An 18,562-nucleotide genomic window follows, 5' to 3' on the forward strand; every position below is an offset into this window, starting at 1 on the left:
GATTCATTCGATAATATACCCGATTCCTTTCTTTGTCTTGATAAACTCCTGTACCCCTAACTCTTCCAGTTTTTTCCGCAGACGAGTCATATTTACAGTCAGTGTATTGTCATCAATAAACTCATCACTTTCCCAAAGGCGCTGCATGATTTCCTCTCGCTTTACAATTGTTCCTGCACGCTCCATCAGAATCTGAAGAATCTTATAATCATTTTTTGTCAGTTCTATCTTCCGATTCTGAAATGTCACACTTGCATCACTGAGATTTAACATAAGACCCTTGTGCTCCATCACACTTGCACTGCCTTGAAATGCATATGTTCTCCGAAGAAGTGCCTGAATCTTCACCGTCAGCACATTGAGATCAAACGGCTTTGTCACAAAATCGTCCCCACCCATCTGAATGGCCATAACAATATTCATATTGTCAGACATCGATGACAAAAATAAGATTGGTACGTTTGACGTCTTCCGGATCTCTGTGCACCAGTAAAATCCATTATAAAACGGAAGTCCGATATCCATGAGAACAAGATGGGGCGCATACTCCTTAAATTCTTTTGCCACCTGCTTAAAATTCTCTGCGCATCGAGCCTGATAGCCCCATTTTTCCAAATGTTCTCCGAGCAGTCTTGCAATCGTCTCATCATCCTCCACGATCAATATCTTATACATCCATTTGCTCCCCTTCCTTTATTCCTCCGGCTCATTTTCTTTTTCGTAAGCCTGATTTAACCAGTCAACCGCTTTTTCCAGTCCTTCCTTATCAAAAGAAAAATCAGCAGAATGTTTCTCGTCGTTCAAAACTTTTTCCCAGCAGACATCCCTCCACCAGAAAGTCGCTTTTAACCGTTCCTCGCCTTCGACTACCACTTTTTCCAGACGATACCTCATCTTTCGAAAACTTCCTGTAAATGCTGATTTTTTTAAAAATGGAATACTTACAATACCGTATAAATCGATCATTTTTTGCCTTCTTTCCTCAAATCTCTTTACTCATATTTCCAATAAATTGTTATTTTTTGAAATGCACTCTCTTCCCGATAAAAATACTCTACGGTAGAAAGACCATACAATTCTCCAAGATACTGCACCATTTCCGGAAGAATTTCCTCTCGGATCTTCACTTCTGCCTGACCAAATGCGTCTGCTGACCCAAATTTCAAAGCTGATTCACTCTTCTGCCCTTCCACATCTTCCCGGAGCACCTGGCAGATCTGCTGTTTCTCATAGTTCTCATAAAATCTGTTATTTTTCCGATAATACTCCTGCTCATAAGCATCACATACCGGGAGTACAACCGATTCTTCCGGTATATGTGTCAGAAAAAGCTGCTCCTGCGGACAGCAAAGATAATCATAGACGATCGTTTCCATTTGTGTTCCCTCTCCGGTCCAGACCGGATCTGCCCATGTAGTATCTACATAAGAATACTTTCCGTCGCACTTCACAAGATTCCATGCATGATCCTGCGTCTCCCCGGTATCCGGATCTGTTGCTATCCCCGTCACATAAGTGACAAAAATTCCTACCTTCCCTGCCAGATACTGCATTGTCTTGGCATATCCTGCACAGACAGACTCCCCATTTTGCAGCACACTATAAATATTCTGATCGTCCGTTCCACCTTCCTGATACTCGGTTCGCCAGACAATCTGCTCATAAAGATATTTGATTTTCTCATATTCCGAAACATTTTCAGGTATATCCGCAAGCCATTCCTGTGCCGCACTCTCGATTTCTTTTTGCCGGCGCATGCTCTCCTCGCTGTCATATAAGTATTCTGGAAATAATTCTATTTTTTCTGCCATTGGATAGTGTGTCATTTGCAGTGTGCCAGAGCACCAAAATAATTCGGGATGATCATTTAGCAGAAACTGATAAACTTTCCCTATTTTTTCTGTATCTGCTCCTAGGATTTCCACAGATTCCCGGTGTAAGGAGACTCCCTTCAAGAGACTCGTATAAATGCGCTGCTCTTCCTCTGAAAGCTGCCGAAAATAAAAGTCTGACGTACTTTCATCCTGAGATTCGCTTTGCCTGTCTGTTTCTGCGATTTCTTTCCACTCTGCGGTAATCTTAAATTTGTACTCATTTTTTTCCGCGCCCTCATAATTCCGACCCAACATCCAGAAACCTGCCGCTGCCAGCATAGTAATCAATATAAACACTATCCAAATCCATCCTTTTCGCCTTTTCCGCTTTATCCTTCGATTTCTTCTGTGATTTCTGCTCATATCGCAATCTCCTTTTTGCAGCCTCCATCCATATTCTTTCAATGCACTCTACATATTTTTCTGCATATAGTAACAGTAATCTTAATCACATGAGGTCTTATTATGAAACCAATGCATGCTATGCAGGCAGACACACCGGACAAAGGAAAGTTAAAGATCCAGATCAACTCTGAAATCACTTCCTTCCCGATTGCCGACGCCTCCATTTCTATCTCCTATACGGGTGTTCCTGAACAAACTTTAGAACAAGTCACTACAGATTCCTCCGGTCAGACCGAAACTTTAGAACTCGCTGCTCCTCCACTGGAATACAGTCTGAATCCCACAATTGAATCACAGCCTTATTCTGAATACACACTCTCCGTCACCGCTCCTGGTTTTGAACCGATCAATATTTCCGGTACCGAAATTCTCCCGGACGTCACTGCTATCCAAAACATTACTATGCGCCCGAGCACCGCTACTCCCCAACAGGAAGTGTTTGTCATACCAGCCCATACCCTGTACGGCACATATCCGCCAAAGATTGCCGAAGATGAGATCAAACCGACAGACGAGACCGGTGAGATTGTACTAAGCCGTGTTGTTGTCCCGGAATTCATTGTTGTACATGATGGTTCTCCGCGTGACTCCACCGCCCAAAACTATTATGTAAAGTACAAAGATTATATCAAAAATGTAGCTTCCAGTGAAATCTATGCGACCTGGCCAGAAAATACTATCCGTGCAAATGTACTTGCTATTATGTCATTTACCCTTAACCGGGTATATACGGAATGGTACCGGAACAAAGGATACGATTTTACGATTACCTCCTCCACTGCATTTGACCACAAATGGATTCCGGAAAGAAATATTTATGATACCATTTCCGTCATCGTAGATGAACTATTTGCAAACTATCTTTCCAGACCAAATGTCAGACAGCCGATTCTGACACAGTATTGTGACGGAAGACAGGTAAGCTGCCCGAATTGGATGACCATATAGTAACAGCGTGTAAACAAATTTTCATTTTTCTTCATTTCCTTATATCTTTATCGTTCTTCAAAATGATTGTACTTAAGAATTGTATCACATTCTTGACAGAGGAACAATCCATGATGCCCTTTCAAAAACTCTAGGAATCCCATATGGCAAATATATTTATGCTCCCTCCTAAGTGACAAGTTTTTACTATCTTACTTGTCTTCCTAGAAGGGAGCATATCATTTTGCAAATGCTATTTTCTATTTTTTATTTTCTACTTTTGTGATTTGTTTCTCGCTCTTTTCATAGCTCCGTCTGTCTATATCTGACGTCCGACTTCAAATCCTTCTGCCACTGCATCGATCGCACGTCTTGCAGCTTTTGCATCGCCAATCACATGGAATGGAATCTGTTTTTTCTCACAGGCTTCTGCCAGCAAATGGGAATCATTAGAATGAAAACCGACCGCAAAAACCGCGCAGCTGCACGGAACTACTGTACCATCTTCTAACACGATTCCTTCCTCTGTAAACTTGCAGACTTTACTATTTGTAAGCATTTTTACATTTAACTGCTGCATTTTCATCATTACTGCGATCTTTCTAAGGCTTCCAAGATCACTTCCGATGCTGTCTTTCATCTCCAGGATCGTCACCTCACACCCGGCGCTCGCAAGTGTATCAGCGGTCTCCAGTCCAACAAGACCTCCGCCGATTACCGCAACCTTTCCTTCTGGTTTCACTTCTCTTCTCAGTACTTCCGGTGCAGATACATGGGTAAGCTTATCCGATCCCTCCAGCTGAATCTGGATTGGGGAAGATCCGACTGCAAGGATCACTTCATCCACATCTCCCTTTGCGATCATCTCTACATCAACCACTGTATTTTTATGAACAGTCACCATTCGCTCTGTCTGCGCACCCATCTCCAGTGCAGCTGCTTTCATCTCACCTTTTCCCGGAGCTTCTCCTGCAAGGAGAAATTCTCCGCCCAGTGTATCTGCCGCTTCGAATACTGTCACCTGATGCCCTCTTTTATGAAGGATCCGAGCTGCTTCCATACCAGCTACACCTCCGCCGATCACCCATACTTTTTTAGTATATTCTGCCGGATCAAGTGTATATTCTGCCTCATGTCCGATCATCGGATTTCTCATACAAGTAATGTGCGGGCGGTTTGCCACATCACAAAATCCATCATAGCATCCCTGATTACATCCGACACAGTGTACAATATCCTCTACATGCCCTTCTTTTGCCTTGTTTGCAAACTCCGGATCTGCAAGCTGTGCTCTTCCCATCACCACCATATCCACTTTATCATCTGCGATCAGCTCTTCTGCCAGTGCAGCCGTATTGATTCGTCCAACACCGACTGTCACCATACCGGTTTCCTTTCGAATCCTTGCTGCGTTCTCTACGTTAAATGCATTTGGCACATCGATCGGCGGAACTTCATACATGGATGCTGCTGTAATAATATTTCCCCTGGAAACATCTAGCACATCGACCCCATGCTCTTTTGCAATTTTACAGAAACGAATCACTTCTTCGATGCTCATTCCATTTTCAAGAAGATCATCCTGTGCGTCGATACGGATAAATAACGGCATTCCTTCCGGCATTCTCTTTCTGAGTTCATCAATTACTTCCAGTGGGAAGCGGCACCGGTTTTCAAAGCTTCCTCCATATTCATCTTCTCTGTGATTCAGTCCCGCACTTAAGAAAGAATGCGGGAGATAGTTGTGGGCCAGATGGAATTCCAGACAGTCATATCCCGCCTTGACCGCACGCTCTGCCGCAGCGCCATAGCACTCGATTACTTCTTTGATTTCTTCTTTTGTGATCGCTTTCAATGTATACGGACCAAAGTTCATATCGGAAACTACAAGAATCTTTGCTTTTGGATCCATAGATGCAGCAATAGATCCCTGCCATAACTGAATTCCGGCTTTTCCGCCATTTTCATGAATCGCATCAGTCAGTTTTTTATGACCCTCTATAAATTTATCCTCACTGATCGATACGAAATGTGCCGGGGCACTTGGAGTATGTACGGCTGCCACCTCCACAATATTCAATCCACATCCGCCTTTTGCTCTTGCAGCATGATATGCAACCAGTTTTTCTGTCACAGATCCATCTGCATCTGCCATCCTTGTTCCCATTGCAGGCAGGATAATTCTATTTTTTAGTTCCATCTCCCGAATCTTGATCGGGGCAAATACATGTTCAAACATTTTTGACACCTCTGTTTTTTTCTTTCATTATAGGTCAGTTGAAAAGAAATAGATATTCATATTTTTAACTATTATTATCATTTTTTTACAAACAATCGATATTCCGACCGGTATTCGCTCGGCGTCTGATTCATATATTTCTGAAAACTTCTCTGGAATGTCGATATACTTCCGAAACCTACATCCTGACCGATTTGCGTAACACTTCTTTCTGTCGCCGCAAGATAGCTGCAAGCCATACGTACTCGGATTTCTTCCAGTAATTCTTGTACAGTTCTTCCAAACTGCTCTCTGCTCCGCTTTTCCATTTGAAATGGTTTCATTTTTAACTGCTGTGCCATCTCTTCCATCTGAAATGGTTTATGAAAACACAATAGTAAATATTGCAAAACCTGAAGTGCCTCTTCTTCTCCCCTCATGCCAACTCCTGCCCCGATATGTTGTGTCTGATACTCTCTCACACTCATTTTCATGTATCGCTTAAACACCCTGCAAAAGTCTTCCAGATTTGTAAATCCAAGGTAATCGCTGATATACTGCAGATCCAGATCCGGAAAATGCAACAGTGCACAGGCGTGGAAAACCTTTCCCATTTTCTGTAGCTGAAAAAACGTATACCCACAATTTTTCGTAATATGCCGGTTCAATGTCACCGCTGTCATCCCTGCTGCCTTTGCATACTCCTCAAGAGAAAGTGTCTTGCTTGTATCAAGCAGTACCCTTTGGATCACACTCCAAATCTGCGATGCACCTCCGGATAACGACTCTCTTTTTTCCATCGCATACCGACAATATAATGCATGAAGTTCCATCGCAAGATAGATGCTGATGTTTTGACTCCCGAACCTCTGCGTTTCTTCTTCCAAAAGCAGTTCTGCAAAAATCGTTTCGACACGCTTCTGTTCTTCCATATTTAAATAGAGCAGCGGCTCCACCCGATAGATCAACATTTCATTTTCCCATACTTCCCTCTTTTCAAAGCAGAGGAACATAAAAAGTCCGATATGGAAAGAGACTTTCACACAATCGAGTGGCTCCTCAATCTCATCAATCCGATAAAACAGATGCATATACAGACAGAGTAAACTCCCTTGTCTGACTTTAAATTTTTCCCCGTTGACCCAGATTGTGGCCATTCCGCTTCTGACATAATAAATTTCTGTCCGCTCGTGAAACACCTGTTCCACAGGATTTATTATACAAAGCTCCTGAACAGAAATCTGCCGCTCCCTGAAATTATAATAATCACTTCCGGTGAACCAATCTTTCTGATACCACATACGCGTTTTCCTCTCTTTTCACAATTCTTTTCCCTGTTTTTGCATCTTATTCGCTTTTATCTGTCTGACTGCTGTCTTTTACAAGTTCTATAAATTTCTGCATCTCCTGCGTCACCCACTTACTTTTGTGATAAAGCAGCTGGCTGTACATCACCACAGTCGGGAGGTCTGTCCTCACTTCCAAAAGCTGTTCTTTTTTCAGTTCTTTTTTCACAGTAAATTCTGGAAGAAATGAATATCCCATTCCCTTTTGTAACAAGTGGATGATTGTCTCTGTATTTCCGATCTCCAGAACCGGCAGAATCTCCAGATCCCGCTCCGATAGCAGACGTTCCAGTTCATACTGATAGGCAGCACCGGACTCTGTCAATAGAAAGGCTTTTGTTACCAGTTCCCTTGCCGGTACCTCTGCTTTTCTGTCAGAAATCTGCCCTGTCGGTGCCACAAAAAGAATCCTCTCTTTTTTCTGTACCGCCCCACACCACTCTGCATGACATATTTTCCGATCCAGAGTAAAGACAAGATCAATCTCATTGCTTTTTGCCATCTCCATCAGTTCCTGGGTTGTTCCTGATTTTATGATAATCTTCACTTTTGGATACTGTGCATAAAAAGAACACAGCAAATCTGGCAAAAGCGCAGTGCAGACGGATTCTACCCCTCCGATCCGCAACGTCCCGTCCAATTCCCGTTGATCTTTTGCAAAGAAACGTGCCTGATCAGTCACCCGCATGATCTCATTTGCATAGGAGGTAAACTCCATCCCACGCTCTGTCAGCGACACACGCTTCCCAATCCGTTCAAACAACGGCGTCCCTAATTCTTTCTCCAGCTGACGGATTTGCACAGTCACTGCTGACTGTGAATATCCAAGCTGCTCTGCCGCCTTGGAAAAATTTTGGGTCGCCGCCACCTTTAAAAATGTATTGATATTTCTTAATTCCATGATTTTTCCCTCATACCGGTAGTTTTTCTTATGAATTATTTTCATATATCTTATAAAATTTATGAATTTTACGGATAGTTAAAAGTAGTATACAATAAAATCACGCAGGCGTAAAGTTTTGCCTGATCGCTATACAACGATGACAGCAGTATCCCTGTCAAGATCTGCTCCATCTATTTTTGATTTTAGAAAGGAAGTATCATTTATGCTGAACAGTGAAAATGTTTTAAATAGCGCACAATTGGAAGAAGCAATCAAGAAATTTGTACATACGTTTTGTCAAGAAAAACACGATATCCATTCTCAAAAAGTGACCTGGTATACCGACGAGACACAGTCAGAAAAAATCAGACAGATTGGATTTCCAAAGGACGGAAGACCTGTGGATGAGGTCGTCGCAGAGATGTCAGAGGAAGTCTATCGTTACCGCGGAGATGCCAACCATCCAAGGTTCTTCGGATTCGTACCGGGACCAGCCTCTTCCATCTCCTGGCTTGGGGATATTATGACTTCTGCCTATAATATCCATGCCGGCGGCAGCAAACTGGCCCCGATGGTCAACTGTATCGAGCAGGAAGTGCTCCACTGGCTCTGCGAACAGGTTGGCTTTACAGAAAACCCTGGAGGTGTCTTTGTCAGCGGTGGCTCCATGGCAAATATCACCGCACTGACCGCTGCTCGCGACCACAAACTAACAGATGAGACGATGCACCTCGGAGTTGCTTATCTCTCTGATCAGACACACAGCTCTGTTGCAAAAGGATTGCGAATCATCGGAATCCCAGACAGCCGAATCCGAAAGATTCCGACAAACAGCGATTTCCAGATGAGGACAGAAGAACTGGAGGCACAGATTCAGACGGATATAGAAAATGGCCTGATCCCATTTGTTGTCATCGGGACTGCCGGAACAACAAATACCGGAAGCATCGATCCACTGGAAGAGATTGCCGCAATCTGTTCGAACTACAAATTATGGTTCCATATCGATGGTGCCTACGGCGCTTCGATCCTTTTAAGTCCAAAGTACCGCCATCTGTTAAAAGGAACCTCGCTTGCTGACAGTATCAGTTGGGATGCACATAAATGGCTGTTCCAGACTTACGGCTGTGCGATGGTACTTGTCAAAGATATCCGCCATCTATTCCACAGCTTCCATGTAAATCCGGAATATTTAAAGGATATTGAAAGCGATGCAACTCACATCAATACATGGGATATCGGAATGGAACTGACACGCCCTGCCCGTGGCTTAAAATTGTGGCTCACACTGCAGGTGCTCGGAACAGATCTAATTGGAAGTGCGATCGAACATGGTTTTGACCTCGCTGTCTGGGCAGAAGAGGCACTAAGAGATCTTGACCACTGGGAAATCGTGTCCAAAGCGCAGCTTGCGATGGTCAATTTCCGCTATACCTCCGAAGATCTGACTGAGGAAGAGACCGATCTTCTCAATGAAAAAGTTTCTGAAAAAATTCTTGCAAGTGGTTATGCCGCTATTTTTACAACCGTCTTAAACGGCAAAAAAGTACTGCGGATCTGCGCACTGCATCCAGAGACAACAAGGGATGATATGCGCACGACCATCCATATGCTTGACACCTTTGCAAGAGAGATACACTCTTCCATAAAAAAAGAACGACTGCCAGAAAAATAAACTCATAATAAAAACCTGCCGCAGGATAAGCTTTCACGTCTCTCTTTTTAGAGAATTTCCATGAAAACTTGTCCTGCGGCAGGTTTTATCCTTTATTGATCTTGTGTTTTGTGCTCTATTCTTATTGAAAAAACTTTTGGAAGAAATTCTATATCCATATTTCTACAACAGATACTCATAGATTGCTTTTGCTACCCCATCCTCATCATTGCTCGTTGTGACTGTCTTCGCAATTTGCTTAAGTTCCTCCTTCGCATTTCCCATCGCTACCGGAAAACCGACCCTCTCCAACATTGAGAAATCATTTGCATTGTCACCGATCGCCATCACCTGTAAAAGTGATATGCCCAATGAATCACAAAGAGCTTCCAGCGCCTTCCCCTTATTTGCCTCTGCCTGCGTAATCTCAATGTATCCACTTGTCGAAACAGCCATCTCCAATGTCACAAATCGTTCCAGCATTTCCTGTAGCACCAGAAGTTTTTTCTCATCTTTGGAAAACACCTGGATCTTTTCTACCGGTTTCTCATTTTCCCGCACCCACTCATACAGATCTTTCTGTACCCTATGCGCTTTAAAATCTCTGTGATATGCTACATAGCGGTATGCTGCCTGCAGGAAAGAATTATCATAGCACTTCCCTTCCTGGTGGATCGCAATTCCAATTTCTTCCTCCTGACACTTTTTCAAGATCGCACAGGCGGTCTGATTTGGGATCAGCCTGCGGTAAAGAATCCTCTGCTCCTTAAAATCATATGCTTTTGCCCCGTTGGAAGTGATGAAATACTCCACACCATCCATCCGACGAATCTTTGCAGGAAGTCCTTCCAGGCATCTGCCAGTAACAGGAACAACCAGGATTCCTTTCTGAATCGCAAGTTCCAGGGCCAGCTTCGTCTGCTCTGTCATCTGATGTCTGCTGTTTACGACAGTTTCATCCATATCTACTGCCAATAATTTGATTTCCATATCCATACCCGCTTTCTTCTTTTAATTTTCTATTTCCTTTTTCTTCCAAAACGGAAGCAAACCTAACAATGCTCCACCTGCCGCCGGCAACATCCAGCCAAGATGCAGTTCATAAAGCGGAAGCTTTTTCGCCCACTCCGTCAGCATCCCCAGCTCAATTCCCACACCTTCCATCGCATTGATAAATGCGATACCAAATGCAACAACCATACTAAAAATATAGACCATCTTTCTTCTCCCTATCCATTTGTGTCCAAAGGATAGAACGATCAACACAATCAGTACCGGGTAGATCATCATCAGCACCGGCTGAGAAATGGTAATCATGTAAGACAGCCCTACATTGCTGACTGCAAAACTGAACAGACAGACAATTGCCGTGATTCTTCGATACGAGAGCTGCGGAATCAACTCGTGAAAATAATTGGCAAAAGATGTCGTAAGCCCGATTGCCGTCGTCATACATGCCAAAAATACTGACATTCCAAGTACAATCCCACCTGCCGGACCAATCAGATCACTTGCCACTGCATGAAGAAGTGCTCCACCATTTGCAAAAACAGTCTGCGTCGTTGCACCGATGTATGCCAGCATATAGTAAATCCCGCTTAAGATCAATACCGCACCCATTCCTGAAAAAGTCGTATATTTTACAATGCTTTTTCGTTCTCTCACCCCAAATCCAGTAACTGCATTGATAATGATGATCGCAAATACAGGCCCTGCCGGACCGTCCAACGCATTATAACCTTCTATCATCCCTTTAAAGAACGCAATATCCTGATATTCTCCGGTCGACTGAACCGCTCCATACTGTATGACATTACCCGATTTATCTGCAAACAGACATACAAAATACAACACGGTAATGCTGAGAATCAAGATTGGAGTCATATACTGTCCGATAATATCAACAATCTTTTTCGGATTTCCACTGAAATAATAAGTCAGCGAAAAAAATACCGCCGTCACAAGCAGAGAAACCAACCACACATATTCTTGTGGAATATACGGGCGGATTGCCAGTTCATACGATACACTTCCGGTTCTTGGAAGTGCAAAGAGCGGTCCGATCAACAAATATACTGTCACTGACAAACATAATGAAAATCTTCTACTGACCAGATTCCCTAAATCTGTGATCCTATTTCCAAGTAAAACAACTGCAACAATCCCAAGCAGAGCGATTCCCGCATCTGTCAGAATAAACCCTGCAAGTGCCTGCAAATAATTTTCTCCCGCAAGCTGTCCCATCGCCGGCGGAAAGATCATATTGCCCGCTCCAAAAAAAATAGCAAACAAAGTCAAGGTCAATGACGATATTTGCTTCAGATTCAATTTTTCCATATATCTTACTCTCCTGTTTCCTCTTCTCTTTTCCGATTCTAAATCCGAAAATTGTTTCTAAAATATCATCAAATCTGATATTTGTCAACTGTTAGCCACTTCGTTTATTCTCTTCAAGATAATCATACCTCATATAAAATAACTGTTGACACACTTTTCTGAAACTGTTATGATAAAGACCGAAAGAAATGACGATGAATTTCACAATAAGAAAGGACAACCAATGAAAAAGACAACCTGGAAAGTACAAGACCTCACTTTATGTGCACTTTTTACTGCGCTGACTGCAATCGGCGCATTTATTCAAATTAATATCCCCGTAGAACCCATTCCGATGCACTTTACACTGCAATTTTTCTTTGCACTGCTGGCAGGATTTTTGCTCGGGGGAAAACTTGGCAGTTTAAGTATTGGAATCTATCTGATGATCGGACTTTGTGGTGTTCCGATCTTCGCATCCGGTGGCGGACCATCCTACCTGTTAAAACCAACTTTTGGATTTTTGCTCGGATTTTTCTTTGCTGCAGGTGTTGTTGGAATGCTGACCGACCGATTTGCCCCGAAGCGGTTTCTCACTTACTTTTTTATTTCCATGGCAGGGCTCTTTGTGATGTACTTATCCGGCAACCTCTATTTCTACTTTGTCAGCAACTACATCGCACACATCACCGTATCGTGGAAAATTGTTCTGATCAACTGCTTCCTTTTAACTGTAGCCGGAGATTTTGTCCTGTGTGTGCTATCAGCAATTGCTGCGCAGCGGCTGACCATTATTATGAGAAAAATTTTACATTAAATCCATTCAGGCTGAGGTATCATTCCTCGGCTTTTTCTCCATAACAATACTCTATCGAAGATCTACTCACATTCTTCTATCTGATATACAAATCCACGTTCCATATTCGGATAGTAATGTACAAGAACGAAATCTCCTTCTTGAAAACCTTTTGTACTTCTTTCACCGATTACAATTTCCTTCCTCTCATTCCCTCTTATGTATATTGTGTCGTTTGTAACTTTGAAAATCGTACCTGTATCTTCTATATATTTGCCACTTACTACCAGTGGCAAATCCTTCATAGACGGAATTACGATTTCACCTACACAAAGCAGGAAAAAGAAAATCAGTAAAACAAGATATCCCCTCTCGATGCATTTTCTGATTTTCTTTGACGTAATTGTCCGTAATGTTTTCTCCCAGTTGATGAGAGGCAGTTTTTTATATAATTTTTGTACAATAAAAAAAGTTGCCACACAAATAACTGCGTCTAATATGTAATACCATACTACGGTTATGATCATTTTTCTCCACTCACATTATGTAATATCAATTTGCACAATCTCACTATTTGTTCCAATTCTTATCGGCATTTGGAAATATCCAGCACCCGAAGAAACAATACTGTGTGTCTTGTTCGTTTTAGAATATCCGTAAAATCCCTGCTTTCCATAAGACCATTTTGTAAATAAATTCGCAGGAAAAAACTGTCCTTTATGTGTATGTCCGCATACTACTAGATCTATGTTGTTTTGAATCCCATCTGCAATTCCCACCGGATTGTGATCCATCAATATTTTAGGCTTATCTGAACAAATTTTCTGCACAATTTCTGTAAGGGCCTTACGTTTTGGATTTGAATTTATATCATCACGCCCGATAATTATAAAATCTTCTGTCTCTATAATTTCATCGACAAGCAATCTGATCTTGCTTTTTTGAAAGAATTCCCTCATTCTGGCATCTGTAGAAACAGGATCATGGTTTCCCAGTATAGCGTATACTCCTTTCACAGCCTTTAATCTTTGCAATTCCTCTGCAATTTCAGAAAGATTACAATAGTCAAATGCGTCTACATCAAACGTATCACCGGCTATCAGAACATAATCACATTGCATTCTATTTGTTTGATCTATGATTTTTCTCAGCTGCCTTTTGTTTACAAACGTTCCCGTATGGATATCACTCAAAAAAGCAACCTTAACAGGATTTTTCCTATCTTCCAACGGAATCGCATAATGCTTTATATAAATGTGATTCGCATGCAAAAATCCATATACAGTCAACAAAACAGAGACTATGATTGCCAAAATATATACTTTACTATCAGAGAAATGGATAAACATTCCTATAAAATCCTCTGCCAGAAGACAAAGGACCAAATTTAGCAAAAAACTCAAAACCACACTGCATAACTCGTAAAAGCTTCTTGTCTTTTTAATCTTCCTTTTACTGGTATGATACAAAAGCATATATCCAAAAAGTAACAAAAAGATGCCAAACAGCACCCCGTATACTTTGACGGCAAAACAGCATTCCAAAACAGCTCCTATTCTTACCGTAGTATAGCCGACAGAGAGAAAAGATACGATCAAAAAAAGAATCGAAAAAGCTTTTCCCCGGATAAATTTTGCAAATCCCTTATACAAAGATAAAACCACCCTTCATGATCTTGTTGAATTCTTAAAAAAAACAGCGTATTTTATGACTCCCCTCGATGTCTTTCTACCCATGCTTCAAAATCCTCAATCACCGCTTCTTTTGGATCTCTTTCATACCAGTTTTCTGTATAAGGATTCATTCCCATTGGTACTCCTTGATATTGCAGTATCTGTTCCAACTGTGCAAAGGCATCTTCCACTTTTTTCCGCTGTTTTCTAATCTTCCCTTCATCCTGCCCTTCTAAAAGGCTTGTAAAATATCCAAGCCACTCCCCGATAGCATCGCGCAGAGCGCCTGTCGACTGCACATAGAGTGCCTCCCCTTTGGCTATGAGATACTGATTTTCCTCTTTTTCTTTTGGATGTATTTTCAGCTTTTCAAACACTTTTAGCTTCGCCTCTTTTTCAGCTTCGGTCATGGAACCATCCTCCTTTTGGATGACTATCGTCTGTCTCTGACCGGTCTCCGGCGTATGTAACTGTACTTCCAAAAGACCATTGATATCGTAGGTAAACCGGATATCAATATAAACCTCTCCCGCCCTTTTTGGAGGAACATGAAATTTGATCTGTCCGAGAGGCAGATTGTCATCTGCGTAGTAATTTTCCCCCTGATAGACATTGACGACAACCTCTGTCTGATTGTCATGGGAAGTATAGTACCGTTTTTCTCTGCTGGCAGGAAGAGAAGTATTCCGCTCAATTAGTATGCTCATCATATCTCTGTCGCTTCCATCATGATTCCGAACGCCGACTCCAAGCGAAAACGGACAGATATCTGTCAGAAGCATATCTTTGATTTCATCGTCCCGCTCTTTGATCCCGACGACAACACCAAGCCCCCGCGCAATCATCCTGTCCGGATCGCACATCTCAATCTTTCTTCCTTCCAAAATATAGCTTAAATACTGCTTTACAATCTCCATTTTGCAGGAACCGCCCACAAGAACGACCTCTGTCAGTTCTTTTGGCGAAACCTTTCCATCTAGCAGGACACGCTTCACCGGTTTCTCCATCCTTCGGAAAATCTCTGCTCCAATATGCACTACATCTTGTCTGGTCAGACTCAGATCCCATGACTGCTCCTCATATCTTACCCGCATCACTGCATCTTTCGCAGCTGTCAGTTCCATCTTGCATCGCTCCGCCGCTTTTATGAGCACTGCTCTTAACTTTTCATCCAGTGAATCCCACAACAGATTCTGTTTCTCGCAGAAATATTTTGCGATCACACTGTCAAAGTCACTTCCTCCAAGATGATTGTCCCCGCTGACCGCCTCAATCTGAACAACATTGTCAAAACATTCTACAAGGGAGACATCTAAAGTTCCTCCTCCAAAATCGAAGACAAGAATTGTGGCATCTTCCCGCTGTTCTATATTTTGGCAGGCAAGCGCTGCTGCAGATGGCTCGTTGATGATACGCTCTACCCGTAGTCCTGCCAGCTCCCCGGCACGCTTTGTGGCAGCTCTCGCTTTATCGTTAAAATATGCCGGAACACTTATGATTGCCTCGCCGACTTCTTCCTGCAAAAATTCCTCCGCATCTTCTTTCATCTTCTTTAACAAAAATGCAGAAAGTTCTTCCGGACGAAACAGTCGACCGCCGAGGGAAAACTGCTTATCCGTCCCCATATATCGCTTAAATACACTTGCCGTCTCATCAGGATGTGCAATCATCCGCTCCTTTGCCGTCTTTCCTACATAAATCCGATCTCCATCCACGCTCACAAAGCTCGGTGTCAGATATTCCCCGCTGCTGTCCGGGATCAGCACACTCTCCCCATTCTGCCACACGGCTGCCAGACAGTTCGTTGTCCCTAAGTCAATTCCAATCGTTCTCATTTTCCTCCACCCTTTCTCTCATAGACTTCCTCAATCAGTTGATAGGCTTCTTCTTTTTTTGTTTCTGCTTCTGCTCCCGTCACAATAATTCCTTCCAGTGCAGAGACCTTTCCTTTTTTATAAAGCATCGTCACCGGCATCCGTTCTTCCGGAAGGTACAATGCCACTTCTAGCTCTATACTGTATTTTTCTTGCAGCTGCCAAAGCGCTGCCTCATACCGGGCAAACTCTTCTGCCCTCGTCGGCATCACATTCACATAGTCTTCCAATGTTGTCCCCACAGAATCTGTCAGACAGAATACAAAATAGCCATTACAATATCTTGTATTCTGATTTTCTCCGGCAAATGCCTCCATCATCTGATCACTTCCCGGCTTCGTCAAACGATACTGTTTCTCCTGCTTCCAGAAGCTTTCCAGATCCTGCTCAAATTTTGTGTGATATCCGGTCTGTCCCAGCCACGGCACCTGCAGTTTCCCATAGGTACTGTTGATCTCTGCCACTTCTGTTTTTACAAATGCTTCCTCACTTCCAGTTACTGCCACAACTTCCGCCTGCATGGCTGCTTCCACCGCTTCTGCCTGCAAAGTGTCAAAGTATTTCTCTCCATCTTCATCTTTCCATAACCACGCAAACACTTTCTCGGTCCCTTTCTTTCGCAGTTCTACACCCATGTAAGTATGATCCCATCCCGAAACCGAAGAAACATAGACATGATATTCCGGAACGCTAACTTCCGTACCCGCATATTTTTCCGTAAGATACGTTAACAGCGACTGTTCCCCTTCCTTCTGCAGTTCCTCTTTTGCGAGCTGAAGGTCACGTTCGGCAGACTTTGTATCCTCGATCAGCTTATCTGCTGCATCCATAGTTTCTGCCAGCTCTTCTCTCTGCTGATCCCATGTCTCACTGTCCTCCCTCGTTCTTGGAAGAATCAGGAATGCAAGCAGACTAAATACTGCCACTAGCAGATAGATCATTTTTCGGATGTTTCCATTGTGCTTCTGAGGTTTCTTTTTCCCTGTCGGAGGAAGTTTCCTTGCTGCTTCCAGTGCACGCGCAACTCTGTTCAGTGTCTGATTCAGTTGCTCTAGATGTTCCGGAATATACCCGGAGGACTGTAGTTTCTCCTCCAGCTCTTGTCTGGTCAGCGCAATCTGTCGACAGATGATGTGAAATGACTTTTCAGAAACATTCCGTTCGGCAAAAATTCCTCCACAAAGTTCCCATAACACCGGCTGAAATTGATTTTCCCGAAAAACTGCAGACTGAAAAAACACATTCCACAACACTGCTTCCTGTTCCGGTTCCTCTCTTAACGGTTCCAAAAAGGTTAGAAGCTCCTGCAAGATGCGGTCCTGCTCTTCTTTCTGAACTTTCTCCAGTTTTGAAAGAATATGCTCAAAATCAAAAGCAGTTTCCTCTTCCTCGATATCCTTTGACTTTTCCAGGGAAATCGCCTCCGGAACGCTTTCCGGCACAGCATCTTTGTCTATATATTCTTTTTCTGCGCTTACTTCTACCGCAGTCTTTTGCTCTGTGTTTTCTTCCCAAACAACAATAGAATCAGCTTCTGCTCTGTTCTCCAAGCCACTGAAAGAATCACTTTTTTTCTGCTCTTCTTCCTCTGTCCAAGCATCTTCCCCGATTGCGGAAGCAAACTGGATTGCTGCTTCGTATGCCTCGTGGATTTCCTGCCATTTCTCCGGGTATTCTTCCGGGTGGTAGCGCGCTGCTAGTTTTGCATACGCCTTTTTGATCTGTTTTTTATCTGAAGTTGGCTCAATTCCAAGTACTTTAAACGGATTTCTCATGCTCCTTCTCCTGCTCCTCCTCAACACGCATCATTTTCATGCGCCGAAAATAAGAACTCATCTCGTCTGCCATCCCGGAAAGCCGGTTCAGCAATGTAGAGAAATCATTTAACATAATATCATCTTTGAAATATGGATACACAATATCATGGTCAATCTCACTCCACCCTTCCTCAAAGAGCGTTCTTCCCTGAATCTCCACATAATGCCCTTTATATTTGATAATATAGTGCAAAGAACGGTAAATTCCCCCGGAACGGATCTCGATCAGCTGATCATCGTAAATTCGACTGTCTCCCGCCCGCTTATACACTTTTGGCCGCTCTGCAATATAATAGTGATCCGCATCCTCATCAAAATCTTCCAGACGATTTTCCACATACTGGGCAGGATCATTTTCAAACACCGACGTGATATATTGATGAAAATGAATCCAGTCCTCACGGTAGAGGAAGAACACGCGGATACCGATCAAATCCGTAAAATATTTGTGAAAATTCCAGCGGTCGATCCGGTCAAACTTCTGAAAATTTTCTCTTCGTTTCCGGATGATCTTCTCCAGAAGATGTCCCGGTTCCTTCGTTCGGTAGCGGTAAGAATGGATCCCCGCCTTCTGGATGTCATAGAGGTATTCATCTACAAAATCTTTTCCGATCTCCCGGAGCGTCGTCTCCATAGACTGGTAATTCTCATAGATTGCTGTCAGTTCTTCCCAACTGATCTTTGCCTCCTCAAAATCCTGCTCTGAAATTCTGTATTTCTGAAGAAATTCTTTCTTATCTATCATTCTACTCCTCTCTTGTGCATGAAGATGCTGCACG

At 42.9% G+C, this 18,562-nt stretch carries 15 protein-coding genes and 1 pseudogene; 3 read left to right on the forward strand and 13 right to left on the reverse strand.

What is annotated here, in order from left to right; genetic code table 11:
- Positions 1 to 3: 3 nt before the first annotated feature.
- Genes ACGG81_RS08945 through ACGG81_RS08955 form a run of 3 tightly spaced genes read right to left on the reverse strand, consistent with a single transcriptional unit; the run spans position 4 to position 2,237 of the window.
- Positions 4 to 675, reverse strand: coding sequence for a response regulator transcription factor (locus tag ACGG81_RS08945; RefSeq protein WP_117576699.1), 672 nt, complete (start codon positions 673 to 675; stop codon positions 4 to 6).
- Between the two features lie 18 nt (positions 676 to 693).
- Entirely contained in the window at positions 694 to 966 is a 273-nt protein-coding gene (locus tag ACGG81_RS08950) for a hypothetical protein (RefSeq protein ID WP_117576700.1), read from the reverse strand.
- Between the two features lie 26 nt (positions 967 to 992).
- Complete coding sequence (locus ACGG81_RS08955) at positions 993 to 2,237, reverse strand: transglutaminase domain-containing protein (protein WP_119988304.1); 1,245 nt, start codon at positions 2,235 to 2,237, stop codon at positions 993 to 995.
- Positions 2,238 to 2,339: 102 nt separating this feature from the next.
- Here ACGG81_RS08955 and ACGG81_RS08960 point away from each other — a divergent pair.
- Positions 2,340 to 3,221, forward strand: a pseudogene (locus tag ACGG81_RS08960) (carboxypeptidase-like regulatory domain-containing protein); the annotation flags it as partial.
- A 304-nt stretch (positions 3,222 to 3,525) separates the two neighbouring features.
- On the opposite strand, the gene ACGG81_RS08965 reads toward ACGG81_RS08960, so the two are convergent.
- The 3 genes from ACGG81_RS08965 to ACGG81_RS08975 form a co-directional block, all read right to left on the reverse strand.
- Positions 3,526 to 5,445 (reverse strand): FAD-dependent oxidoreductase, encoded by a 1,920-nt coding sequence (locus tag ACGG81_RS08965; RefSeq protein ID WP_120105414.1) that lies wholly within the window; start codon positions 5,443 to 5,445, stop codon positions 3,526 to 3,528.
- Positions 5,446 to 5,522: 77 nt separating this feature from the next.
- Positions 5,523 to 6,725, reverse strand: coding sequence for an AraC family transcriptional regulator (locus ACGG81_RS08970; RefSeq protein WP_120105415.1), 1,203 nt, complete (start codon positions 6,723 to 6,725; stop codon positions 5,523 to 5,525).
- A 46-nt stretch (positions 6,726 to 6,771) separates the two neighbouring features.
- Positions 6,772 to 7,671, reverse strand: a complete 900-nt coding sequence (locus ACGG81_RS08975) for a LysR family transcriptional regulator (RefSeq protein ID WP_336305264.1) — start codon at positions 7,669 to 7,671, stop codon at positions 6,772 to 6,774.
- A 205-nt stretch (positions 7,672 to 7,876) separates the two neighbouring features.
- Here ACGG81_RS08975 and ACGG81_RS08980 point away from each other — a divergent pair, with 205 nt between their 5' ends.
- Positions 7,877 to 9,328 (forward strand): pyridoxal phosphate-dependent decarboxylase family protein, encoded by a 1,452-nt coding sequence (locus tag ACGG81_RS08980; RefSeq protein ID WP_320618795.1) that lies wholly within the window; start codon positions 7,877 to 7,879, stop codon positions 9,326 to 9,328.
- A 162-nt stretch (positions 9,329 to 9,490) separates the two neighbouring features.
- Here the strand turns inward: ACGG81_RS08980 and ACGG81_RS08985 are convergent, their stop codons facing one another.
- Both ACGG81_RS08985 and brnQ read right to left on the reverse strand, forming a co-directional pair.
- The gene (locus ACGG81_RS08985; protein WP_009262195.1) at positions 9,491 to 10,303 is read right to left on the reverse strand and encodes a Cof-type HAD-IIB family hydrolase; all 813 of its coding nucleotides are present in this window, start codon (positions 10,301 to 10,303) and stop codon (positions 9,491 to 9,493) included.
- Between the two features lie 15 nt (positions 10,304 to 10,318).
- Entirely contained in the window at positions 10,319 to 11,644 is a 1,326-nt protein-coding gene (gene brnQ / locus ACGG81_RS08990) for a branched-chain amino acid transport system II carrier protein (RefSeq protein ID WP_390107923.1), read from the reverse strand.
- 223 nt (positions 11,645 to 11,867) lie between these two features.
- Between brnQ and ACGG81_RS08995 the strand changes: the two genes are divergently transcribed.
- A complete protein-coding gene (locus ACGG81_RS08995) occupies positions 11,868 to 12,440 on the forward strand; it encodes a biotin transporter BioY (RefSeq protein WP_009262197.1) in 573 nt (190 codons plus the stop codon).
- Between the two features lie 62 nt (positions 12,441 to 12,502).
- Here the strand turns inward: ACGG81_RS08995 and ACGG81_RS09000 are convergent, their stop codons facing one another.
- From ACGG81_RS09000 to ACGG81_RS09020, 5 genes are all read right to left on the reverse strand, one after another.
- On the reverse strand, positions 12,503 to 12,946 hold the full coding sequence (locus ACGG81_RS09000) for a hypothetical protein (protein WP_008975145.1): 444 nt from the start codon (positions 12,944 to 12,946) through the stop codon (positions 12,503 to 12,505).
- 15 nt (positions 12,947 to 12,961) lie between these two features.
- Positions 12,962 to 13,648: a metallophosphoesterase gene (locus ACGG81_RS09005; protein WP_270602881.1), complete on the reverse strand. Its 687-nt coding sequence runs from the start codon at positions 13,646 to 13,648 to the stop codon at positions 12,962 to 12,964.
- Between the two features lie 476 nt (positions 13,649 to 14,124).
- Complete coding sequence (locus ACGG81_RS09010) at positions 14,125 to 15,927, reverse strand: molecular chaperone HscC (protein WP_119988328.1); 1,803 nt, start codon at positions 15,925 to 15,927, stop codon at positions 14,125 to 14,127.
- Positions 15,924 to 17,741, reverse strand: coding sequence for a J domain-containing protein (locus ACGG81_RS09015; RefSeq protein WP_390107927.1), 1,818 nt, complete (start codon positions 17,739 to 17,741; stop codon positions 15,924 to 15,926). The genes ACGG81_RS09010 and ACGG81_RS09015 overlap by 4 nt, the downstream gene beginning before the upstream one ends.
- Positions 17,725 to 18,528 (reverse strand): RelA/SpoT domain-containing protein, encoded by an 804-nt coding sequence (locus ACGG81_RS09020; RefSeq protein WP_390107930.1) that lies wholly within the window; start codon positions 18,526 to 18,528, stop codon positions 17,725 to 17,727. Before ACGG81_RS09020 ends, ACGG81_RS09015 begins: the two co-directional genes overlap by 17 nt.
- Between the last annotated feature and the right edge of the window lie 34 nt (positions 18,529 to 18,562).

This window comes from Faecalimonas umbilicata (assembly GCF_042846195.1).
GTDB lineage: Bacteria > Bacillota > Clostridia > Lachnospirales > Lachnospiraceae > Faecalimonas > Faecalimonas umbilicata.